Origin of the sequence: Streptomyces sp. WM6372 (genome assembly GCF_001279655.1) — a bacterium.
Taxonomy (GTDB): domain Bacteria; phylum Actinomycetota; class Actinomycetes; order Streptomycetales; family Streptomycetaceae; genus Streptomyces.
Window position 1 is genome coordinate 50,222 of the sequence record NZ_LGDB01000184.1, and the last position, 20,873, is coordinate 71,094.

16 protein-coding genes are annotated in these 20,873 nt (G+C 72.3%); 9 read left to right on the plus strand and 7 right to left on the minus strand.

All coding sequences use genetic code 11. From position 1 onward, the window contains the following. Positions 1 to 96 precede the first annotated feature (96 nt). The 3 genes from nth (at position 97) to ADK52_RS18800 (ending at position 3,161) form a co-directional block, all read left to right on the plus strand. Positions 97 to 1,035, plus strand: a complete 939-nt coding sequence (gene nth / locus ADK52_RS18790; RefSeq protein ID WP_420714917.1) for an endonuclease III — start codon at positions 97 to 99, stop codon at positions 1,033 to 1,035. A gap of 145 nt (positions 1,036 to 1,180) precedes the next feature. Then, complete coding sequence (locus ADK52_RS18795; RefSeq protein ID WP_078988439.1) at positions 1,181 to 1,945, plus strand: NUDIX hydrolase; 765 nt, start codon at positions 1,181 to 1,183, stop codon at positions 1,943 to 1,945. A 13-nt stretch (positions 1,946 to 1,958) separates the two neighbouring features. Then, entirely contained in the window at positions 1,959 to 3,161 is a 1,203-nt protein-coding gene (locus ADK52_RS18800) for a MarP family serine protease (protein ID WP_053691019.1), read from the plus strand. A gap of 432 nt (positions 3,162 to 3,593) precedes the next feature. On the opposite strand, the gene ADK52_RS18805 is transcribed toward ADK52_RS18800, so the two are convergent. From ADK52_RS18805 to ADK52_RS18825, 5 genes are all read right to left on the minus strand, one after another. Then, on the minus strand, positions 3,594 to 4,553 hold the full coding sequence (locus ADK52_RS18805) for an alpha/beta fold hydrolase (protein ID WP_053690990.1): 960 nt from the start codon (positions 4,551 to 4,553) through the stop codon (positions 3,594 to 3,596). Continuing rightward, on the minus strand, positions 4,550 to 5,008 hold the full coding sequence (locus ADK52_RS18810) for a phage holin family protein (RefSeq protein ID WP_053690991.1): 459 nt from the start codon (positions 5,006 to 5,008) through the stop codon (positions 4,550 to 4,552). Before ADK52_RS18810 ends, ADK52_RS18805 begins: the two co-directional genes overlap by 4 nt. 86 nt (positions 5,009 to 5,094) lie before the next feature. Continuing rightward, positions 5,095 to 6,528 carry a Na+/H+ antiporter NhaA gene (gene nhaA / locus ADK52_RS18815; RefSeq protein ID WP_053690992.1) on the minus strand — a complete coding sequence of 478 codons (1,434 nt, stop codon included), beginning with the start codon at positions 6,526 to 6,528 and terminating at the stop codon, positions 5,095 to 5,097. A 232-nt stretch (positions 6,529 to 6,760) separates the two neighbouring features. Beyond that, positions 6,761 to 8,758 (minus strand): acetate--CoA ligase, encoded by a 1,998-nt coding sequence (gene acs, locus ADK52_RS18820; protein WP_078988440.1) that lies wholly within the window; start codon positions 8,756 to 8,758, stop codon positions 6,761 to 6,763. A gap of 212 nt (positions 8,759 to 8,970) precedes the next feature. After that, positions 8,971 to 11,520, minus strand: a complete 2,550-nt coding sequence (locus ADK52_RS18825; RefSeq protein WP_078988441.1) for a SulP family inorganic anion transporter — start codon at positions 11,518 to 11,520, stop codon at positions 8,971 to 8,973. Positions 11,521 to 11,752: 232 nt separating this feature from the next. On the opposite strand from ADK52_RS18825, the gene ADK52_RS18830 reads away from it, so the two are divergent. Further along, positions 11,753 to 13,054, plus strand: coding sequence for a hypothetical protein (locus tag ADK52_RS18830; protein WP_053690994.1), 1,302 nt, complete (start codon positions 11,753 to 11,755; stop codon positions 13,052 to 13,054). Here the strand turns inward: ADK52_RS18830 and ADK52_RS18835 are convergent. Further along, on the minus strand, positions 13,008 to 14,027 hold the full coding sequence (locus ADK52_RS18835; RefSeq protein WP_053690995.1) for an ATP-binding protein: 1,020 nt from the start codon (positions 14,025 to 14,027) through the stop codon (positions 13,008 to 13,010). The genes ADK52_RS18830 and ADK52_RS18835 overlap by 47 nt on opposite strands. Positions 14,028 to 14,136: 109 nt before the next feature. Here ADK52_RS18835 and ADK52_RS18840 point away from each other — a divergent pair, with 109 nt between their 5' ends. Then, positions 14,137 to 14,958, plus strand: coding sequence for a hypothetical protein (locus ADK52_RS18840; protein ID WP_053690996.1), 822 nt, complete (start codon positions 14,137 to 14,139; stop codon positions 14,956 to 14,958). A 549-nt stretch (positions 14,959 to 15,507) separates the two neighbouring features. Here the strand turns inward: ADK52_RS18840 and ADK52_RS18845 are convergent. Then, positions 15,508 to 16,344 carry an HAD family hydrolase gene (locus ADK52_RS18845; protein ID WP_234344010.1) on the minus strand — a complete coding sequence of 279 codons (837 nt, stop codon included), beginning with the start codon at positions 16,342 to 16,344 and terminating at the stop codon, positions 15,508 to 15,510. Between the two features lie 528 nt (positions 16,345 to 16,872). Between ADK52_RS18845 and ssd the strand changes: the two genes are divergently transcribed. The 4 genes from ssd to ADK52_RS18865 are packed head-to-tail and all read left to right on the plus strand — an operon-like array spanning position 16,873 to position 20,862. Then, positions 16,873 to 18,060, plus strand: coding sequence for a septum site-determining protein Ssd (gene ssd / locus ADK52_RS18850; protein WP_053690998.1), 1,188 nt, complete (start codon positions 16,873 to 16,875; stop codon positions 18,058 to 18,060). After that, positions 18,057 to 19,205 (plus strand): TadA family conjugal transfer-associated ATPase, encoded by a 1,149-nt coding sequence (locus tag ADK52_RS18855; protein WP_053690999.1) that lies wholly within the window; start codon positions 18,057 to 18,059, stop codon positions 19,203 to 19,205. Before ssd ends, ADK52_RS18855 begins: the two co-directional genes overlap by 4 nt. Before the next feature lie 5 nt (positions 19,206 to 19,210). Continuing rightward, entirely contained in the window at positions 19,211 to 20,086 is an 876-nt protein-coding gene (locus ADK52_RS18860) for a type II secretion system F family protein (protein WP_234344002.1), read from the plus strand. After that, complete coding sequence (locus tag ADK52_RS18865; RefSeq protein WP_053691000.1) at positions 20,086 to 20,862, plus strand: type II secretion system F family protein; 777 nt, start codon at positions 20,086 to 20,088, stop codon at positions 20,860 to 20,862. Before ADK52_RS18860 ends, ADK52_RS18865 begins: the two co-directional genes overlap by 1 nt. Positions 20,863 to 20,873 lie beyond the last annotated feature (11 nt).

The window sequence follows — 20,873 nt, forward strand, 5'->3', positions numbered from 1 at the left end:
GTGTTACCTGAGGTCCAGGCGGGTGTCAGCGCCCGGCCTTAGGCTGGCCGGGTGTCCAACAAGCCGGTGAGAGCACAGGCCAAGGGGTCCGCAGGAGTGACGGGCGGGCCCAATTCAGCTGTGGGCGAACAAGCCCCCGAGAAGATGCCCGGGAAGCCCCGGAAGGCCCCGCCGAGCCCGCAGGGCAAAGCTTCGGCCAAGAAACCGGAATCGCATCTGGCGATGGTGCGCCGCGCCCGTCGCATCAACCGCGAGCTGGCCGAGATCTATCCGTACGCCCACCCCGAGCTCGATTTCCGGAATCCCTTCGAGCTACTGGTCGCCACGGTCCTCTCGGCGCAGACCACCGACCTGCGCGTGAACCAGACGACCCCGGCCCTGTTCGCCGCCTACCCGACCCCCGAGGACATGGCCGCGGCCGTGCCCGAGGATCTGGAGGAGATCATCCGGCCGACCGGGTTCTTCCGGGCGAAGGCGCGGTCCCTCCTCGGCCTCTCCCAGGCCCTGCGGGACAACTTCGGCGGGAACGTGCCGGGCCGGATCGAGGACCTGGTGACGCTGCCGGGAGTCGGCCGTAAGACGGCCAACGTGGTGCTCGGCAATGCGTTCGGAGTCCCGGGGATCACCGTGGACACCCACTTCGGCCGGCTGGTGCGCCGCTGGAAGTGGACCGAGCAGGAGGACCCAGAGAAGGTCGAGGCGGAGATCTGCGCGATCTTCCCGAAGAGCGAGTGGACGATGCTCTCGCACCGCGTCGTCTTCCACGGCCGCCGGATCTGTCACTCCCGCAAGCCCGCCTGCGGCGCCTGCCCGATCGCCCCGCTGTGCCCGGCGTACGGGGAGGGCGAGACGGACCCGGAGAAGGCGCGGAAGCTGCTCAAGTACGAGAAGGGCGGCCAGCCCGGCCAGCGGCTGAGCCCGCCGCCCGACTATCCGGGCCTGCCGGCGCCGCCGCTGGGCGCCGGCCGGGCGGCCTCGGCGGACGCGGCCGAGGCGACCGGCACGACCGAATCGGCCGCCTCGACCGCCTCCTGAGCACGGAACGCGGAGCGGAACGGAACGGAGCACGGCCGCCGGCCGCCGCACGGCGGCCCGCGGAGGAACCAATCCGGCCCGGGGCTGCGTTGTCCCCGTATCGGGACGGCGACGGTGTCGGCGACGGCGAGGAGCAGGGGTGCCTATGACGCGCGGAGCGCGGGACGAGAGCGGTGTGGCCCAGGCGGCCGCACCGCCGCGGCAGGGCGATCCGCAGGTCCCGTACGAGGACCGGGGCGCCGGCGCTCCGCACGTGAGCACCCAGGGCCTGCCAGGGTGGCTCGGTCCCGTCGTCGAGGCGGTGGCGACGGTCCGGCCGACCCAGCTCAGCCGGTTCCTGCCGCCCGAAGACGGCCGCGGCCGCCAGTCCGCCGTGCTGATCCTCTTCGGCGAGGGCCCCCGTGGCCCCGAGCTGCTGCTCATGGAGCGCGCCGGAACCCTGCGCTCGCACCCCGGGCAACCCTCGTTCCCCGGCGGCGCACTCGACCCGGAGGACGGCGATCCGCACACCACCGGCCCGCTGCGCGCCGCCCTGCGCGAGGCCGAGGAGGAGACCGGGCTCGACCCCTCCGGCGTCCAGCTCTTCGGCGTGCTGCCGCGCCTGTACATCCCGGTCAGCGAGTTCGTCGTGACCCCGGTGCTCGGCTGGTGGCGCGATCCCAGCCCCGTCGGCGTCGTGGACCCGGCCGAGACCGCCCGCGTCTTCACGGTTCCCGTGGCCGATCTCACGGATCCCGATCATCGGGTCATGGCCGTCCATCCGAGGGGCCATCTGGGCCCCGCTTTTACCGTCGAATCGGCTCTGGTCTGGGGTTTTACCGCCGGAGTGATCGACCGGCTCCTGCATTTCGCGGGCTGGGAGCTCCCCTGGGACCGTTCGAGGCAGGTCCCGCTCGACTGGCGCGCATGAGACGGTGACCCTCGTGAACGTGCTGGACATCCTGTTGCTGGTCGCCGCCGTGTGGTTCGCGATCGTCGGCTACCGCCAGGGGTTCGTCGTCGGCATCCTGTCGGTGATCGGCTTCCTCGGCGGTGGTCTCATCGCCGTGTCCCTGCTCCCGCTGGTCTGGGACCGGGTGACCGACAACGGCACCCAGGTCTCCACCACGGTCGTGGTGATCGCCGTCGTCGTGATCATCGTGTGCGCCTCGATCGGGCAGGCCTTCACCACCCATCTGGGCAACCGCCTGCGCCGCCACATCACGTGGTCGCCCGCGCGCGCGCTCGACGCGACGGGCGGGGCCCTGGTCAACGTCGTCGCGATGCTGCTGGTGGCGTGGCTGATCGGCTCGGCCCTCGCCGGGACGTCACTTCCCACCCTGGGCAAGGAAGTCCGCAACTCCAAGGTGCTGCTCGGCGTTTCGCGGGTGCTGCCCGCGCAAGCCAACACCTGGTTCTCGGACTTCAGCTCCACCCTCGCGCGCAGCGGCTTCCCGCAGGTCTTCAGCCCGTTCTCGAACGAGCCGATCACCGAGGTGAAGGCGCCCGACCCGGCGCTCGCCCGCAGCCCCGTCGCCGAGGTGGCCAAGCGCTCGATCGTGAAGGTCGTCGGTACCGCGCCGAGCTGCAGCAAGGTCCTGGAGGGCACCGGATTCGTCTTCGCGCCCGGCAAGGTCATGACCAACGCGCATGTCGTCGGCGGGGTCGGCGAGCCGACCGTGCAGATCGGCGGCGAGGGCAAGCTCTACGACGGCAAGGTCGTGCTCTACGACTGGGAGCGCGACATCGCCGTCCTGGACGTGCCCAAGCTGAAGGCGCCCGCGCTGGAGTTCACCGACAAGGACGCGGCGAGCGGCAGCGACGCGATCGTCGCCGGCTTCCCGGAGAACGGCGCGTACGACGTCCGCGCGGCGCGCGTCCGCGGCCGGATCAACGCCAACGGCCCGGACATCTACCACCGCGGCACCGTCCGGCGCGATGTCTACTCGCTCTACGCGACCGTCCGCCAGGGCAACTCCGGCGGCCCGCTGCTGACGCCCGACGGCAAGGTGTACGGGGTCGTCTTCGCGAAGTCGCTCGACGACCCGAACACCGGGTACGCGCTGACGGCGGACGAGGTCCGAGACGACATCCGGATCGGGAAGACCTCCGACCGGCGGGTCGACAGCCAGGGCTGCGCCCTCTGAGGTCCGTACGGATCGGCTCCGTACGCGTCCGATCCGTACGCGTCCGCTGATCCGTACGGGTCCGGCTGGGCCCGTACGGACGGGGCGCGGCCCCGGCTACGTCCGTGGATGCCGCAGGCGCGCCGAGACCCAGCGGGCCCGGCGGCGCAGGATGCGTGGAATCCCGAGTCGGGGGTCGTGGCCGTCCCGGCCCGTCCTCCCGTGCGTGCCCGGCGTCGCTGCCGGGCGGCGTTCGCGTGCGGTGTCACCGTAGTCGTGCGTCCAGCCCATACAACGAGCTGTGCCCGGGCCCCAAGGTCGGTAACCCCGTCCCGGGCGGCCAATTGGCCTATGCGCCGGGCAATTGAATGTTCGTAGGACAGTCGTACTGACGATGGGTCAGCCGGTCGGCTGACATCCCGTCGGGTCGGCGGTCCGGGTGAGCGGTCCGGGTCAGCGGTCCGGCTCGGGGTCCTTCAGCCAGTTGACCAGCTCGGTCGAGAAGGCCGCCGGATCCTCCTCGTGCGGGAAGTGCCCGAGGCCGTCGAACAGCCGCCACCGGTACGGGGCTTCGACGTACTCCCCGGAGCCGGCCGCGCTCCGGGTCCGCATCACCGGGTCGAGCGATCCGTGCAGGTGCAGCGTCGGCACGCGCACCGGCCGCTTCATCCGGCGGTTGAACTGGAGCCCGTCCGGCCGGGCCATCGACCGCATCATCCAGCGGTACGGCTCGATCGAGCAGTGCGCGGTGGACGGGATGCACATCGCTCGCCGGTACACGTCGAGGTCCTCGACCGCGGGCGGCAGCGGACCGGACCAGTCCCGGATCAGGTCGGCCACGAGCGCCCCGTCGTCGGCGACGAGCTGCCGCTCCGGGATGAACGGCCGCTGGAAGCCCCAGATGTGCGAACTCGCCCGGGTCTGGCCGAAGTCGGACAGCATCGCCGAGCGCCAGCGCCGCGGGTGCGGCATCGAGGAGACCACGAGCCGGCGCACCAGCTTGGGCCGCATCACGGCCGCGGTCCAGGCGAGGTAGCCGCCGAGGTCGTGTCCCACGAGGGCGGCGTCCGGCTCGCCGAGGGACCGTACGACCCCGGTGATGTCGAGCGCGAGGTTCGCGGGGTCGTAGCCGCGCGGGGTGCGGTCGCTGCCGCCCACCCCGCGCAGGTCCATCGCCACCGCGCGGTACCCGGCGTCGGCGAGCGCGGTCAGCTGGTGCCGCCACGTCCACCAGAACTGCGGGAAGCCGTGCAGGAGCAGCACCAGCGGCCCGTCGCCCATTTCGGCGACGTGGAACCGGGCCCCGTTGGCCGCGACGTCCCGGTGGGTCACCGCTCGCCCGCCGGGCACGTCGATCCTGACCGCCGTCGCGGCGGTGGGCGGGGTGCTGGAATCCGGTGAGGGCGCTGTCATGAGGACGAGCGTGCCACACCCACGGCCTGGTCACTCACCGGCCGCGGATGCGGCTTGACGGTCGCGACGACCGCCGCGGTCTCCTTGACCGAGGCGATGGTCTTCTCCGGCGGCTTGACCTTCTTGAACTTCGATACGGCGATCAGCGCCAGCAGGCCCGCGAGCAGCAGGAACGCCACGCCGACGATGAGGAACGACCAGGCCAGCCCGAGCCCGAGGTTGTGGATCCCGTACGCCGCGGCGAAGCTCAGCACGGGCAGGGAGAACAATGCGAACACCCCTGCGATCCCGATGGCGGTGCCGCCGATGCCCACGCGCTTGACGTCCTGGCGGATCTCCGCCTTGGCGAGGGCGATCTCGTCGTGCACCAGGGCGGACATCTCGGCGGTGGCCGAGGCGACCAGCTGGCCGAGTGTGCGCTCGGCCCCTTGCGCCCCTTGGTCCACTGCGCTCATCGCTCTCTCCCTCTGTCTTCTGCCGTCGTCTGCTGTCGACGCCCTGCGCGGCGGCTGTCCTTCGCCCGTCACGGCGTCAGTTCAGATCATGCCGGACGGTCGCGCTCGGCGCTGGACCCGGTGGCCGCTTCGAGCGCGGCGGCGGCGGCCGTCTCGGCCTTGCGGCGGTGTTCCGCGGCCTTCGCCTCGTAGATCTTCGCCATCCGCAGGTGGTACTCGGGCTTGTCCTGCTCGTAGATGTCGGGGATGCCGTCGAGGTCCTCGTCGCGCTCCTCGTCCTCGGTGAGGGCCTGGTACTTGCGGTTGCGGAGCTTGAGCATGACGCTCGCGACGACGGCGGCGATGAGGGAGCCGAACAGGACGGCGGCCTTCACCTCGTCGGTGAGGGTCTGGTCGCCGGTGAAGGCGAGTTCGCCGATGAGGAGCGAGACGGTGAAGCCGATGCCGGCGAGCGAGGCCACGGCGAGTACGTCGGGCCAGGCCAAGTCCTCGTTGAGCGAAGCGCGAGTGAAGCGGGCGGCCAGCCAGGTGCCGCCGAAGATGCCCACGGCCTTGCCGACGACCAGGCCGGATACGACGCCGAGGGTTTCGGGCCGGGTGAAGACCTGGGCGATGGCGTTGTCGGAGAGCGAGACCCCGGCGGAGAACAGCGCGAAGAGCGGGACGGCCAGGCCGGCGGAAATGGGCCGGACGAGGTGCTCGATGTGCTCGCCGGGGGAGGTGTCCTCGCCGTCCTTGCGGGAGCAGCGGAGCATCAGGCCCATGGCCACGCCGGCGATGGTGGCGTGGACGCCGCTGTTGTACATCAGGCCCCAGATGACCAGGGCGAGCGGAACGTACACGTACCAGCCGTGGACGCCCTTGCGGAGGAGGAACCAGAAGACGACCAGGCCGAGGACGGCGCCGCCGAGGGCCAGGAAGTCGATCTCGCTGGTGAAGAACACCGCGATGATCATGATGGCGAAGAGGTCGTCGACGACGGCGAGGGTCAGCAGGAAGGCGCGCAGGGCGGACGGCAGCGAGGTGCCGATGACGGCCAGGACGGCGAGGGCGAAGGCGATGTCGGTGGCGGTCGGGACCGCCCAGCCGTCCATCGAGCCGCCGCCGACCGCGTTGACCAGTACGTAGACCAGCGCGGGTACGGCCATGCCGCAGACGGCGGCGATCACCGGGAGGGCGGCCGCCTTGGGGTCGCGTAGATCGCCCGCGACGAGCTCGCGCTTGAGCTCGATGCCGGCGACGAAGAAGAAGATCGCCAGCAGCCCGTCGGCAGCCCAGTGCTGGAGCGAGAGGTCCAGGCCGAGGGAGGCGGGGCCGATGTGGAAGTCGCTGACCTCGGTGTAGCTGTCGGAGAGGGCGGGGATGTTCGCCCACAGCAGGGCGGCGATGGCGGCCACGAGCAGGAGCACGCCGCCGACGGTCTCGGCGCGCAGGGCGTCGGCCACGAAGCGCCGCTCGGGCAGGGAGAGCCTGCCGAGGAACTTGCGGCTGTGGCGGTCGGTGGGGCTGGGCGCGGCCACGGGGGGCACCTCCGGGGTGGTTGGACGGCATGGCGAAACTCGTTGCCGACCAGACTTCCCGGCGCACCCTGTGGACTTACATTCTTTACGCTTCTCATACTTTACAGGGTGGCGCGAGGACGTATCCGGCGATCTTCACTTTATGTGCGAAAGGGGCATCCGGCGCGACGCGCCGGATGCCCCTTGTCACTCGGTCGGCGCGGTTCGCGCCGAGTCCTCGCCGAGTCCTCGCTCAGTCCTCGCTGGAGGCGGATGGCAGCTTGCTCTGGATCAGATCCATGACCGAGGAGTCGGCCAGCGTCGTGACGTCGCCGACCGCGCGGTCCTCGGCGACATCGCGCAGCAGGCGCCGCATGATCTTGCCCGAGCGGGTCTTCGGCAGCTCCTGGACGGGAACGATCCGCTTCGGCTTGGCGATGGGGCCCAGCGTGGCGCCCACGTGGTTGCGCAGCTCGCCGACCAGGGTGTCGGTCTCCGAGGCGCTGCCGCGCAGGATCACGAAGGCCACGATCGCCTGGCCGGTGGTCTCGTCCTTGGCGCCGACCACGGCCGCCTCGGCGACCGACGGGTGCGAGACGAGCGCCGACTCCACCTCGGTGGTCGAGATGTTGTGTCCGGAGACCAGCATGACGTCGTCCACCCGGCCGAGCAGCCAGATGTCGCCGTCCTCGTCCTTCTTGGCACCGTCGCCCGCGAAGTACTTGCCCTCGAAGCGGGACCAGTAGGTGTCGACGAACCGCTGGTCGTCGCCCCAGATGGTGCGCAGCATCGACGGCCACGGCTCGGTGAGGACCAGGTAGCCGCCACCGCCGTTCGGTACCTCGTGGCCCTCGTCGTCCACGACCGTGGCGCCGATCCCGGGCAGCGCGCGCTGCGCCGAGCCCGGCTTGGCCTCGGTGACGCCGGGCAGCGGGGAGATCATCATGGCGCCGGTCTCGGTCTGCCACCAGGTGTCCACGATCGGGCACCGGTCGCCGCCGATGTGCTTGCGGTACCAGATCCAGGCCTCGGGGTTGATCGGCTCGCCGACCGAGCCCAGCACGCGCAGGCTCGACAGGTCGAACTTCGCGGGGATGTCGTCGCCCCACTTCATGAACGTGCGGATCGCCGTGGGCGCGGTGTACAGGATGGTGACGCCGTACTTCTGCACGACCTCCCAGAACCGGCCCTGGTGCGGGGTGTCCGGCGTGCCCTCGTACATCACCTGGGTGGCGCCGTTGGCGAGGGGCCCGTAGACGATGTACGAGTGCCCGGTCACCCAGCCGATGTCGGCGGTGCACCAGTAGACGTCGCTCTCCGGCTTGAGGTCGAAGACGGCGTGGTGGGTGTACGCGGCCTGCGTGAGGTAGCCGCCGGAGGTGTGCAGGATGCCCTTGGGCTTACCCGTGGTCCCCGAGGTGTACAGGATGAACAGCGGGTGCTCGGCGTCGAAGGCTTGCGGGGTGTGCTCGGCGGACTGGCGTCCGACGATCTCGTCCCACCAGACGTCGCGGCCCTCGGTGAACGCGGTGTCCTGGCCGGTGCGCCGTACGACGAGCACGTGCTCGACCTGCGGGCACTTGGCGACGGCCTCGTCGATGGCGGGCTTGAGAGCACTGGGCTTGCCGCGGCGGTAGCCGCCGTCGGCGGTGATGACCAGCTTGGCGTCGGCGTCCTGGATGCGGGAGGCCACGGCGTCGGCGGAGAAGCCGCCGAAGACCACCGAGTGCGCGGCGCCGACGCGGGCGCACGCGAGCATCGCGACGACGGCCTCGGGGATCATCGGCAGGTAGACCGCGACCCGGTCGCCGGCCTGGACGCCCAGCTCGGTCAGGGCGTTGGCGGCCTTGGAGACCTCGTCCTTGAGCTCGGCGTAGGTGATCGCGCGGCTGTCGCCGGGCTCGCCCTCGAAGTGGATGGCGACGCGGTCGCCGTTGCCGGCCTCGACGTGCCGGTCCACGCAGTTGTACGCGACGTTCAGCTTGCCGTCGGCGAACCACTTGGCGAAGGGCGGGTTGGTCCAGTCGAGCGTCTCGGTCGGCTCGGTGTCCCAGGTCAGGCGGCGGGCCTGCTCGGCCCAGAAGCCCAGCCGGTCCGCGTCGGCCTGTGCGTACGCAGCCCCTGTCACGTTGGCGGCGGCGGCCAGGTCGGCGGGAGGAGCGAATCGGCGCTCCTCCTTCAACAGGTTGGCCAGGCTTTCGTTGCTCACGACATCTCCCTTTCCCAGGGTGTCCGTTGTGTCCCCGGGCATAGCTCATCAGTCAGCGGCCCTGGTGACAAGGGGTAGCCGAAAATTGGTTTAGACCTATATCACGGCCGGGCGGATGCGCAGAGTGGCCCCTTCCCGCTGCAGGGTGCGGGAAGGGGCCACTCTGTGACACGGATACCGGAGGGTACCGGTTCGTTTCTATCCATGATCCGGATCTGCCGGGCACGGCGATTCGGTCATCATTCGGTCATCTTTCAGGCGGGCTGTCCGGCGGGCTGTCCGGCGGGCACCCCGACGTGTCCGACGTGGTGTCCGGCGGGCTGTTCGGCGTGCTCTCCGGCCTGGTGCCCCACGCTGTCGAAGACCCGGCAGTCGAAGAAGTCCTCGCCCTCCGACAGCAGGTACGCCTGGGCCTCACCCACGTGGAAGTACATCCCGTGCAGCTCCAGCGTGCCCTCCGCGAGCCGCCGGGCCACCGATTCGTGCGCCCGCAGGTGCTCCAGCTGCTGCACCACATTGGTCAGGCACAACTGCTCCACGGCATCCGCCGGGAGCCGGCCCGCGATCCGCGCCCAGGCGTGGTGGCGGCTGGCCATCCGCTCCAGGCTGGGCAGCCCGTGCCGCAGCCACCGGCGCAGCGGGGTCATCGGGGCCCCGGGCGTGGAGTTCAGCAGCGCCTGCATGGCCCCGCAGCCCGAGTGCCCGCACACCGTGATGCTGTCCACCTTGAGCACGTCCACCGCGTACTCGATGGCCGCCGCGACCGAGTCGTCCGTGCCCTCGGCGCCCGGCAGCGGGACCAGGTTGCCGACGTTGCGGACCGTGAACAGGTCGCCGGGGCCGCTGGCCGTGATCATGCTGGTGACCAGGCGGGAGTCCGCGCAGGTCAGGAAGAGCTGCGAGGGCCGCTGCCCCTCCCGGGCCAGCCGGGCCAGCTCCTCGCGGACGTGCGGCGCGGTGTCCCGCTGGAAGGCGCTGATCCCGCTGGCCAGTTGGCCGGCGCCGCGGCGGCGCGGGGCCGGGGCCGGAGCCGGGGCCTCCACGGCCTCCAGCGCGTCCGGAGCCGTGGCCGCACCGGGGATCGTGTGCTCGGCCGTCGGCCGGTGGTCGCAGTGGTTCATCCACGGGGTCCAGGGGCGGCAGCACTGGTGCCCGCCGCGATGGCCCCCGCGGTGGGAGCGCTGCTCGACGCGGTCGGCCCGGTCGGCCCGGTCGGCCCGGTGGGCCTGGTGCCCCTGATGGGCCTGCTGTCCCTGGTGGGCCTGGTGCGCCAGGTGGGTCCGGTTGGCGCGGTCCGCGCCGGTCATCCGGGTGGTGGAGCGGCCGGTGACCTCCAGCGAGCCCCCGTGCACCAGGTGGGCGTGCTGCCAGTCCTGGAGCGTCTCGTACGCCGCGTGGTCCATGAACGAGCCGTCCAGCTCCACCACCACCCGCCCGCCGGGCGGGATCTGGTTCAGCACCCGGCTCAGCCGCGGCACCGCGAGGAAGGTCAACTGCCCGCGCGCCCACACCCGGTGGACCCCGTCCTGCACCTCGACCGTGATCCGGGTCCGGGCCAGCCGGTGCAGGGCGATCGCGACGGCCACCGCGATGCCGATGGCGACCCCCTCCAGTACCCCGCCGAGCACCACGGCCGCGATCGTCGTCACGTACACCGCGATCTCGCGGTGCCGGGTGACCGTGCGCAGATGCGTGGCGCTGACCATTTGCACGCCCAGCGCCATCACCAGCGCGGCCAGCGCGGCGAGCGGGATCAGGTCGAGGACGGGGACGAGAAGGGCGGCCGCGAGCAGGATCCAGAGCCCGTGCAGCATCACCGACCGGCGGCTGACGGCCCCGGACTTGACGTTGGCCACGCTCCGGACGGCCCCGCCCGCGACGGGCAGCCCGCCCAGCAGTCCGGAGAGGACGTTCGCCGCACCCTGTCCGCGCAGTTCCCGGTCGAGGTCGGCGCGCGGCGGGCGGTTGCCCGTACGCCGCTGCGAGGCGATCAGCTTGTCGGTGGCGACCGCGGACAGCAGGGATTCCACGCTGCCGACCAGGGTGACCGTCAGGACGGCCGCGATGATGCCGAGGACCGGACCCTCGGGCAGCTCGGGCAGGGCGTGGCTGCGCCAGGACGGCAGGTCCACCCGGGGCACGCTCAGCCCGGTCAGCGCGGCGAACGCCGTGGCCGTGGCCACGGCGGCCAGCGCGGCCGGCACCTTGCGCAGCGCGAGCCCGATCCGCCCGGGCAGCCGCGGCCAGCCGAGCAGGACGACCAGGGTCAGGGCGCTGACGCCGAGCGCGGCCGGGTGCAGCTGGGCCAATTGACCCGGCAGGCCCAGGACGTTGGCGAGGGCGGAGCTCTGCGGGGTGCCGCCGAGGACGATGTGCAGCTGGGCCAGCGCGATCGTGACGCCGACGCCCGCGAGCATGCCGTGGACGATGGCCGGGCTGACCATGAGCGCCGAGCGGGCGGTGCGCAGCGCGGCGAGCCCGAGCTGGCAGCAGCCGGCGAGCACGGTGATGGCGCAGGTCGTGCGCCATCCGTAGTGCTGGATCAACTCGGCGGTGACGACCGTGAGTCCGGTCGCGGGTCCGCTCACCAGGAGGGGGGTGCCGCCCAGGCGCCCGGCCACCATCCCGCCGACGGCCGCGGCCACCAGGCCCGCCTGGAGCGGGGCGCCGGTGGCGAGCGCGATGCCGAGGGAGAGCGGCAGGGCGATCAGGAAGACGGTCAGCGAGGCGGACAGGTCGGCATGGAGATCGGCTCGATGCCCCTTGCGTGGCGTGCCGTGGGCCGTGGGGGAGGTGGCTGTCATAGGTCCCGTCTCCTCTGCGGAGGGGTGAAGCGGCGGGAGTCTCAACACTCAGTAAATGAAAGGTAATGGAGAGTAAAGGATCGCGATAGGGAATGGGAGCAAATGGACTAGAAATTAGCGCCCAGGGGTGATTAAGCATTTTGTACGGCTTGTCACATCATCTTCACGGCGGACCGCATGGGACGTTGCGGCGCGGAAGACCCGCGATGGAACTGCGAGGAGAGGTGGACGGATGATCGCCGCCACGAAGAAGATCGCCGGCGGCCTGGTCGCCACGGCGCTGGTGCTGGGCGTCGCCGGGTGCAGCACCTCGGGGCCCGCCAAGCCCGCCGGGGGGCCGAACGCCAAGAAGGGCCCCGCCCCGGAGGCCGCCCCCGGCAGCGTGAACCGGCTCATCGGCGACGGCTCGACGGCGTACACGGGTGCGCAGCCGAACGTGCGGAAGCCGGAGAAGCTGAAGCCCGGCGAGAAGCCGCCGCAGTTCGTGGTGTTCTCGTGGGACGGGGCCGGCGAGGACAGCCAGAAGCTCTTCTCGCACTTCCGCGAGGTCGGGAAGAAGTACAACGCCCGGATGACGTACTTCCTCAGCGGCGTGTACATGCTCCCGGAGGAGAAACGTTCCCTCTATACGGCCCCGCAGCACGAGTCCGGCCGTTCCGACATCGGCTTCGGTGATCTCCAGGGCATCAAGGACACGGCCGCGCAGGTCCGCGGGGCGTGGCTGGAGGGCAACGAGATCGGCACCCACTTCAACGGCCACTTCTGCGGCCCCGACGGCGGCGTCGGCACCTGGTCCGTCCCGGAGTGGAAGAGCGAGATCGACCAGGCCAAGTCGTTCGTCAAGAGCTGGAAGACGAACACGCCGGACCTCAAGGGCATGGAGCCGCTCCCGTTCGACTACGACAAGGAGCTCATCGGCGCCCGTACCCCCTGCCTCGAAGGCCAGAAGAACTTCATGCTGGCGGCCAAGGACATGGGCTTCCGCTACGACTCCAGCGGCATCAGCAAGCAGATCTGGCCGAAGAAGACGGACGGGCTCTGGGACGTCCCGCTCCAGCTGGTGCCCATGCCGGGCCGTGCCTTCGACACGCTGAGCATGGACTACAACTACCTGGTCAACCAGTCCGGTACGACCACGCAGGGCGACCCCTCGCAGCACGCCTACTGGGGCGAGCAGATGCGCGAGGGCCTCCAGCAGGCCTTCGACCGGGTCTACTCGGGCAACCGCGCGCCGCTGATCATCGGCAACCACTTCGAGTCCTGGAACGGCGGCACCTACATGAAGGCCGTCGAGGACTCGATCGAGTCGATGTGCACGCAGAAGGAGGTCCGCTGCGTGCCGTTCCGCGAGCTGGTCGACTGGCTGGACGCCCAGGACCCGAAGGTCCTGGAGTGGATGCGCGGCCTCGACGTCGGCGAGTCCCCCAAGGACGGCTGGACGAAGTTCCTGACGGCGGGGCCGCCGGCCAAGCCGGCCGCCCCCGCGGTCAAGCCGGCTGAGGAGCCGGCCGAAGAGGAGTCGGGCGAGGAGTAGGGAACTCCGGGCTCTCCCGCAGGACGAAATCGGGGTCGATCTGGGCAGCCAGGTCGGCCCCGGTCTTGGCGTTCCCCCAGCTCTCCGCGTTCCGCAGGTGGAAGTGGACCATCTGCGCGGTGTACCGCTCCCAGTCGCGGTCGGCGTACGAGTCGTCCGCCGCGTCCTGGAGGGCCTGGAGGGCGAGCCGGTTGCTCGCTTCGAGCAGCTCGAACGCAGCCGGGCGGCCCTTCTCCATCGCCCGGACCCAGTCGGAGTGCCCGACGGTGACGAGCAGGTCCTCCCCGACCTCGTCCTGGAGGAACTCGATGTCGTCCGTGCCCTGCACCTTGTTGCCGACGACCTTGAGCGCGACCCCGAAGTCCCGCGCGTACTCCTTGTACTGGCGGTAGACGGAGATGCCCTTGCGGGTCGGCTCCGCGACCAGGAAGGTCATGTCGAAACGGGTGAACATGCCCGAGGCGAAGGAGTCGGAGCCCGCGGTCATGTCGACGACGACGTACTCGTCGGGACCGTCGACCAGGTGGTTGAGGCAGAGCTCCACCGCCCCCACCTTGGAGTGGTAGCAGGCGACCCCGAGGTCCGACTCGGTGAACGGGCCGGTGGCCATCAGCCGTACGGGCTCCCCGTCGAACACCAGCGTGCGCGCGCAGGCCTCGTACACCGGATTGTCCTCGGCGACCCGCATCAGGCGCGATCCGGCGCCGGGCGGGGTGGTCTTGATCATCGTGTCGGCGGAGGCGATGCGCGGATTGGAGCCGCGCAGGTACTCCTTGATCAGGGGCAGGTGCGCGCCCAGGGCGGGCAGCGCGGCGGCCTCGTCCTCGCCGAGTCCGAGCGCGGCGCCCAGATGCTGGTTGATGTCGGCGTCCACCGCGACGACGGGGGCTTCATTGGCTGCGAGGTGGCGGATGAAGAGGGAGGACAGGGTCGTCTTGCCGCTGCCGCCCTTTCCCACGAAAGCGATCTTCATGTTCACCAAGAGTAGTGGCCTTGTCGCTTTGCGTGGTGTTGCTAAGTGAAGAAGACCACTCCAAGGAGGGGTCGGTGCTATGGAGGTGCAGTGCGTAGGCTCCTTACTTATGAGTAGCGCTTCTGACCCGCTGGCCGCCCTGGGTTCTCTCCCGGGCGTCGCCGAATCCGTGGATTCCGTACGCAAGGCCGTGGACCGGGTCTACGGGCACCGGGTCATGCGCCGGCGCAGCGGGGAGATCACCTCGGAGGCGGCGCTGCGCGGGGCGCGCGGCAGCGCGGCGCTGTCCGGGGCGGACTGGGCGCTGGAGGAGGTGCGCCGCCGCACCGACTTCGGCGCGGAGGCGGAGGCGCGCACGGTGGGCGCGGCGCTGCGCCTGACGGCGGAGGCCGGGCAGCTGCTGAGCATCTGGCGCCAGTCGCCCCTGCGGGTGCTGGCGCGTCTGCACCTGGTGGCGTCGGGGTCGACGGCCGACGGTGACGTGGTGGGCCGGCCGCGGCTGGCGGGCGAGCCGGTGGACGAACCTTTCGTCACGCTGCCGCTGCCGGGCGCGGACGAGGTGGCGGGCCGGCTGGACGGCCTGTCCCGGCTGATCATCGCGGGCGGTTCGGCCCCGGCGCTGATCACGTCGGCGGTGGTGCACGGCGAGCTGCTGGCGCTGCGGCCGTTCGGCTCGTACAACGGGCTGGTCGCGCGGGCGGCGGAGCGGATCGTGCTGATCAACAGCGGTCTGGACCCGAAGGCGATCTGCCCGGCGGAAGTCGGCCACGCGGAGCAGGGCCGGGACGCTTACCTGGCGGCCTTCGAGGGCTACGTCTCGGGGACGGCGGAGGGGATGGCGGCGTGGATCGCGCACTGCGGCCGCGCGATCGAACTGGGCGTCCGCGAGTCGACGGCGGTCTGCGAGGCGTTGCAGCGGGGCGCGGCGTAGTCGGACCCGGGGGCCGTGCGGGGCGGTTGGCGCACGGGGAGGCCGGAGAGGGGCCCGCGCAGGGTTGGGGCTCGCACAGGGCTGGGCTCGCACAGGGTTGCGGCGACACCGTCTAGCTCTGGTGTCGCCGCTGGCATTTGCGCCCAGTTACCAAGCGTCCTCGATGGTTGCCCATCAGGTCGGGAACTTTGCCCGTCACCTGGTGCGGCTGGCCCGTAATCGACGGGTCGACGTCGCGTGGGTGCTCGGCGCTCCTGCTTCGGTCCGTGGGCCTTACTGCGTTTAAAGATGATCCTCTCGGATGTTCTTTGGTCTCGCGGGCCGTTGACTCCTTTGTACTCCGCTTCGCTGACAAGCGGAACCCCTACCCACTTTTTTTACTTTCCAGGACACCGTGGGGCGAACCGGACAGCGGTCATCGCCGCAGCTCAGGGCGGGGCTCCCGCCCGGCGTCCGCTGACCTCCCGGGCCCCGCTGGGGTATTCGGCCCGGGGTCCAGCCCCGCGGCCGCCGCCACCGGCCGGAACCGGGGCGGCGGCGCGCAAACGGTCAGGCGGAGGCGGCGGCGGCCAGTGCGCTGGCCCGGCGCCGGCTGGCGTACCAGACGAGCCCCGCGGTGGCGGCAGCCGCGCCCACGGCGGCCGCGGCCACCAACGCCGGCCGCGCCGGCATGGACAGCGCCGGCAGCCGCTGCTTCAGCCGCACGGGCCGGTTGAACACCAGCACCGGCCACTCCCGCGCCACCGCCTCCCGCCGCAACGCCCGGTCGGGGTTGACGGCGTGCGGGTGTCCGACCGCCTCCAGCATCGGGATGTCCGTCACCGAGTCGCTGTACGCGTAGCACCGCGCGAGGTCGTACCCCTCGGACTCCGCGAGCTCCCGGACCGCTTCGGCCTTGGTCGGCCCGTAGGCGTAGTACCCGATCTCGCCCGTGAAGCAGCCGTCCTCGCCGATGACCATGCGCGTCGCGACGACCCGGTCCGCGCCGAGCATCTCGCCGATCGGCTCGACGACTTCGGCCCCGGACGTCGACACGATGACCACGTCGCGGCCGGCCGTGTGGTGGGCCTCGATCAGGGAGGCGGCCTCGTCGTAGATCAGCGGGTCGATCAGGTCGTGCAGGGTCTCGGCGACGATCTCCCGCACCTGCTGGACGTTCCACCCCTTGCAGAGGGAGGACAGGTACTCACGCATCCGCTCCATCTGGTCGTGGTCGGCGCCGCCGACCAGGTAGATGAACTGGGTGTAGGCGGTACGCAGCACGGCGCGGCGGTTGATGAGGCCGCCCTGGTAGAAGGACTTGCTGAACGTCAGAGTGCTTGACTTCGCAATGACCGTCTTGTCCAGGTCGAAGAAGGCTGCGGTGCGGGGCGACGAGTGCGGCAAGGGCTGGATTTCCACGCCCCGAGCATATGCGCCCACCATTCGGCGTAAGGTGTGGCGCGTGGGTTTGCCTGAGAAGGCTCTCGGGTACACCATGGAAGTCACGGATCGTTCGCGACCGTGCTAACCCGGTCTGGCTCCTCCCCCCCCGAGTCGGACCGTGGGGACGACCCCCGCTCTCCCCCCCGGCGGGGGTCGTCGCATGTCCGGACGCGGTTTGCGTCCCTGCCTTCGGCCCCAAGTGACCATTCCTGCAGCCCCCCTTCCGCGGCGGGCCCTGCGTGGCGAAGGCCCTCACCCCTCCAGGCTCGTGACGGAGCGTAGTGGTTCCGCCGCGCTCCGGAACTCACCTGTTGGGGTGATGAAGTTATTCACAGGGCTCTTGTTGTCCACAGTTTTTGAGCAAGATCCACTTCTTTTTCCGGATGGCCCCACGGTGATTCCAGCCGCGAAGTCCGCGGTGCTGGGATTTGCAGTGAGAAGGGGGCGGAGATCGTGGCTGGATCGAAGTCGTGTGAAGTGCCGGATCGCGTGGAAGCAGGCGGAATCAGGCCATCGGGCGCTCCGGGCGGGGCCGTGCCCGGCGGCGGGCGGCCGCTGATCATCACCGAGGACCCGCTGCTGCTCGACGATCTGCTGCGGTTGTGCGCGGCGGCGGGCGCCGAGCCGCATGTGCACCATGCGGTGCCCGAGCAAAGCGGAGGCGGTGGCGGCGGAAGCGGCGGGAGGGGTGAAAGCGGCTCCGAAGCCGCCCCGGAGGCGGCCGGGAGCGTCGGATGGGAGTCCGCGCCGCTCGTGCTCGTCGGGGACGATGCAGCCCGCCGGGTGCGCGGCGCTCCGCGCCGGGGCGGGGTGCTGCTCGTCGGCCGGGACCTGGACGACCCCCTCGTCTGGCAGCGGGCGGTGGAGATCGGCGCCGAGGAGGTGCTCCGGCTCCCCGACGCCGAGAGCCGGCTCGTCGACCGCATCGCCGATGTGGTGGAAGGGGCCGGGAAACCCGCCCTCGCCGTCGGGGTGATCGGCGGCAGCGGCGGGGCCGGAGCCTCCACCCTCGCGTGCGCCCTCGCCCTCCGGGCCGCCCGCGCCGGGGAGCGGACCATCCTCATCGACGGGGACCCGCTCGGCGGCGGTATGGACGTACTGCTCGGCGGCGAGAGCGCCGAGGGGCTCCGCTGGCCCGACTTCGCGGGCTCGCGGGGCCGGGTGGGCGCCGGTGCGCTGGAGGAGTCCCTGCCGGAGCTGCACGCGCTACGGGTGCTCAGCTGGGACCGCGGGGACCGGGTGGTGGTGCCGCCCGCGGCGATGCGCTCCGTGCTGGCCGCCGCGCGCCGCCGGGGCGGGGTGGTGGTGGTCGACCTGCCCCGGCGGGTGGACGAGGCCGTGGCCGAGGCCCTGGCCCAGCTGGACCTGGTCCTGATGGTGGTGCCGGGCGAGTTGCGGGCGGTGGCCGCCGCTGGCCGGGTCGCGGCCGGCGTGCGGATGGTGGCTCGGGACGTCCGGGTGGTCGTACGGGGCCGCTGTCCGGGCGGGCTCGACGCCGAGGCGGTGGCCGGGCTGCTGGGGGTGCCGCTCGCCGGGGAGGTGCCGGTCGAGGTGGGCCTCCCGGGGCGGGTCGCCGAGGGGGAACCACCGGGCGGGCAGGGGCGGGGCGCGCTGGCTCGCTTCTGCGACGGCTTCTGGCGGCGGGCGCTCGGCCCCGCCCAGGGGGTGGCGGCATGAGCGCCGTACTCCTGGACGCGGTGCGCCAGCGGCTCGCCGAGAGCGGGGCGGAACCGACCCCGGCCCGGGTGGCGGCGGCCCTGCGGGCGCAGGGCCGACTGCTCGGGGACGCGGAAGTGCTGGGCGTGGCCGCCGAGTTGCGGTCCGAGCTGGTCGGGGCCGGCCCGCTGGAAGCGCTGCTCTCCGACCCGGAGGTCACCGATGTCCTGGTGGCCGCCCCGGACCGGGTGTGGGTGGACCGCGGCGGCGGCCTGGAGCTGACCGGGGTGACCTTCGCCGACGCCGATGCCGTGCGCAGGCTCGCCCAGCGCCTGGCCGCCGTCGCGGGCCGGCGCCTGGACGACGCCCGGCCCTGGGCGGACGCCCGGATGCCCGACGGCACCCGGCTGCATGCCGTGCTGCCGCCGGTGGCGGTCGGCTCGGCCTGTCTGTCGCTGCGGGTGGTGCGGCCGAGGGCGTTCACGCTGGACGAGCTGGTCGAGGCGGGCACGCTGCCGCCCGGCGGGCAGCGGCTCCTGCGGGACATGGTCGAGGCCCGGCTGTCGTTCCTCGTCTCCGGCGGAACCGGCACCGGCAAGACCACGCTGCTCAGCGCCCTGCTCGGGCTGGTCGGCCCCGGCGAGCGGATCGTCCTGGCCGAGGATTCGGCCGAGCTGCGCCCCGACCATCCGCACGTGGTGCGGCTGGAGACCCGGCCGGCCAACCAGGAGGGTGCGGGTCTGGTCACCCTGGCGGACCTGGTCCGGCAGGCGCTGCGGATGCGCCCGGACCGGCTGGTCGTCGGCGAGGTCCGGGGCGCGGAAGTGGCCGATCTGCTGGCGGCTTTGAACACGGGGCACGAAGGCGGCTGCGGCACGGTCCATGCGAATGCCGCCGCGCACGTTCCGGCCCGGCTGGAGGCCCTCGGGACCTCCGCCGGGCTCGACCGGGCCGCCCTGCACAGTCAGTTGGCGGCCGCGCTGACCATGGTGGTCCATCTGGTCCGGGACCGGGCCGGGCGGCGGCGGGTGGCCGAGGTGCACGTGCTGGAGCGGGACTCCGCCGGGCTGGTGGTCACCGTACCGGCGCTGCGCTGGTCCGCCCGGGGCTTCGCCCGGGAGCGGGGCTGGGAGCGGCTGCGTCCGCTGCTGCGGGGTGCGCGGTGAGCGGGGTGGCCGCGGTACCGGTGCCGCTGTTCGCCGGGGTGCTCTGTGCGGGGACGGCCGCCTGGGCGCTGGCCGGGGGAGACCGGGTGGCCCGGCGGGCGCGGGTGGTGCTGGCCGGGGGCGGGCCCGTGGTGCCCTGTGGTCCGGTGCGCCGGGAGCGGCTGCTGGTCGCGGTGCGGGTACGGGCCGCGCGGTGGCGGGAGTGGTCCTGCCTCGGGATCGGGCTCGTGGTCGCGCTGCTGGGCGCGTCGGTGATCCCGCTGGTGGCGGGCGGGGCGGCGGTGCCGCTGGTGCGGCGGTGGCTGCGGGTCCGTCGGCGGGAGCGGGAGCGGGGCGCCCGGGCCGCCGGGGTGATCGCGCTGTGCGGCGCGGTGGTGGGCGAGCTGCGGGCGGGGGCCCAGCCCGGACAGGCGCTGACGGCGGCGCTGCGGCGGACGGCCGCGGGGCCGGGGGGTCCGGGCCCGGCGGAGGCGGCGGTGCTGGCCGCCGCGGCGTTCGGCGGTGACGTCCCCGCGGCGTTGCGGCAGGCGTCGCGGGAGCCCGGCGCGGACGGCCTGGCCGGGATGGCCGCCTGTTGGTCGATCTCGGTGGACGGTGGCGCGGGGCTCGCGGCCGGACTGGACCGGCTGGAGGGGGCGTTGCGGGCCGAGCAGGACCGGCAGGAGTCCCTGCGGGCGCAGTTGGCGGGCGCCAGGTCGACCACGGCGGTGCTGGCCCTGCTGCCGCTGGTCGGCCTGTTGATCGGCACGGGGCTCGGAGCGGACCCGCTCCGCGTGCTGCTGCACACCCCGGTCGGGTGGGGCTGTCTGCTGGCGGGCGGGGTGCTGGAGGCGCTGGGGCTGCTGTGGTGCCGGCGGATCGTACGGGCGGGGGAGCGGTGATGGGCGGTTTCGTGATCCACAGGCTGGGGACGGCGTTGTGCCTCGCGGTGTCGGTGCTGTGCACGGCTTCGGCGGTGGCGGCCCGGGTCCGGGCGCGGGCCGCCCGGCGCAGGATCTCCGCGCTGCTGTCGGCGGAACCGGAGCGTCGGGCGCCGGTGTTCGGGTCCGGGATACGGGCGGCGGTGACGGTGTGGGCGGGCCCGGCGGGGGCGCTGCTGGCGGCCTGGGTACTGGTCGGCGGGGTGCTCGGAGTGTCGGCCGGCTGCGGGGCGGCGATCGGGGTGTGGCGCTGGCAGCGTCGGGCGCGGCCGCCGGCCGGGGTGGATCCGCGGGAGGCGGAGCGCCAGCTCCCGTTCGCGGCCGATCTGTTGGCCGCGTGCCTCGCGGCCGGTGCGGCGCCCGTGGAGGCCGCCGAGGTGGTGGGCGAATCGCTGGGCGGTCCGGTCGGCGAGCGGCTGGCGCTGGCCGGGGCGGAGCTGCGGCTCGGCGGTGAACCGGGCGCCGCGTGGGGGAGGTTGGCGGAGATACCGGGCGCCCGGGTGCTCGCGGAATGCCTGGAGCGGGCCGCCCGTACGGGAGCCCCGGTCGCCGAGCCGGTCTCCCGCCTGGCGACGGCCCTGCGCGAGGACCGCGTCCGGCGGGCCGGCGCCCGGGCGCAGCGGGCGGCGGTGCTCGTCACCGCTCCGGTGGGGCTGTGTTTCCTCCCCGCGTTTCTCGCGGTCGGAGTGGCTCCGGTGGTGATCGGAATGGCCTCTGGCCTTCTCGCTGCCACCTGAAGTCCCAGCAG

Coding starts and splice junctions, on each gene's coding strand:
- ADK52_RS18805 (WP_053690990.1), bottom strand. CDS start 4,553: ATGACAGCGCCCTCACCGGATTCCAGCACCCCGCCCACCGCCGCGACG.
- ADK52_RS18810 (WP_053690991.1), bottom strand. CDS start 5,008: ATGAGCGCAGTGGACCAAGGGGCGCAAGGGGCCGAGCGCACACTCGGC.
- ADK52_RS18825 (WP_078988441.1), bottom strand. CDS start 11,520: ATGACAGCCACCTCCCCCACGGCCCACGGCACGCCACGCAAGGGGCAT.
- ADK52_RS18855 (WP_053690999.1), top strand. CDS start 18,057: ATGAGCGCCGTACTCCTGGACGCGGTGCGCCAGCGGCTCGCCGAGAGC.
- ADK52_RS18840 (WP_053690996.1), top strand. CDS start 14,137: ATGAGTAGCGCTTCTGACCCGCTGGCCGCCCTGGGTTCTCTCCCGGGC.
- acs (WP_078988440.1), bottom strand. CDS start 8,758: ATGCCCGGGGACACAACGGACACCCTGGGAAAGGGAGATGTCGTGAGC.
- ADK52_RS18865 (WP_053691000.1), top strand. CDS start 20,086: ATGGGCGGTTTCGTGATCCACAGGCTGGGGACGGCGTTGTGCCTCGCG.
- ADK52_RS18830 (WP_053690994.1), top strand. CDS start 11,753: ATGATCGCCGCCACGAAGAAGATCGCCGGCGGCCTGGTCGCCACGGCG.
- ADK52_RS18835 (WP_053690995.1), bottom strand. CDS start 14,027: ATGAAGATCGCTTTCGTGGGAAAGGGCGGCAGCGGCAAGACGACCCTG.
- ADK52_RS18795 (WP_078988439.1), top strand. CDS start 1,181: ATGACGCGCGGAGCGCGGGACGAGAGCGGTGTGGCCCAGGCGGCCGCA.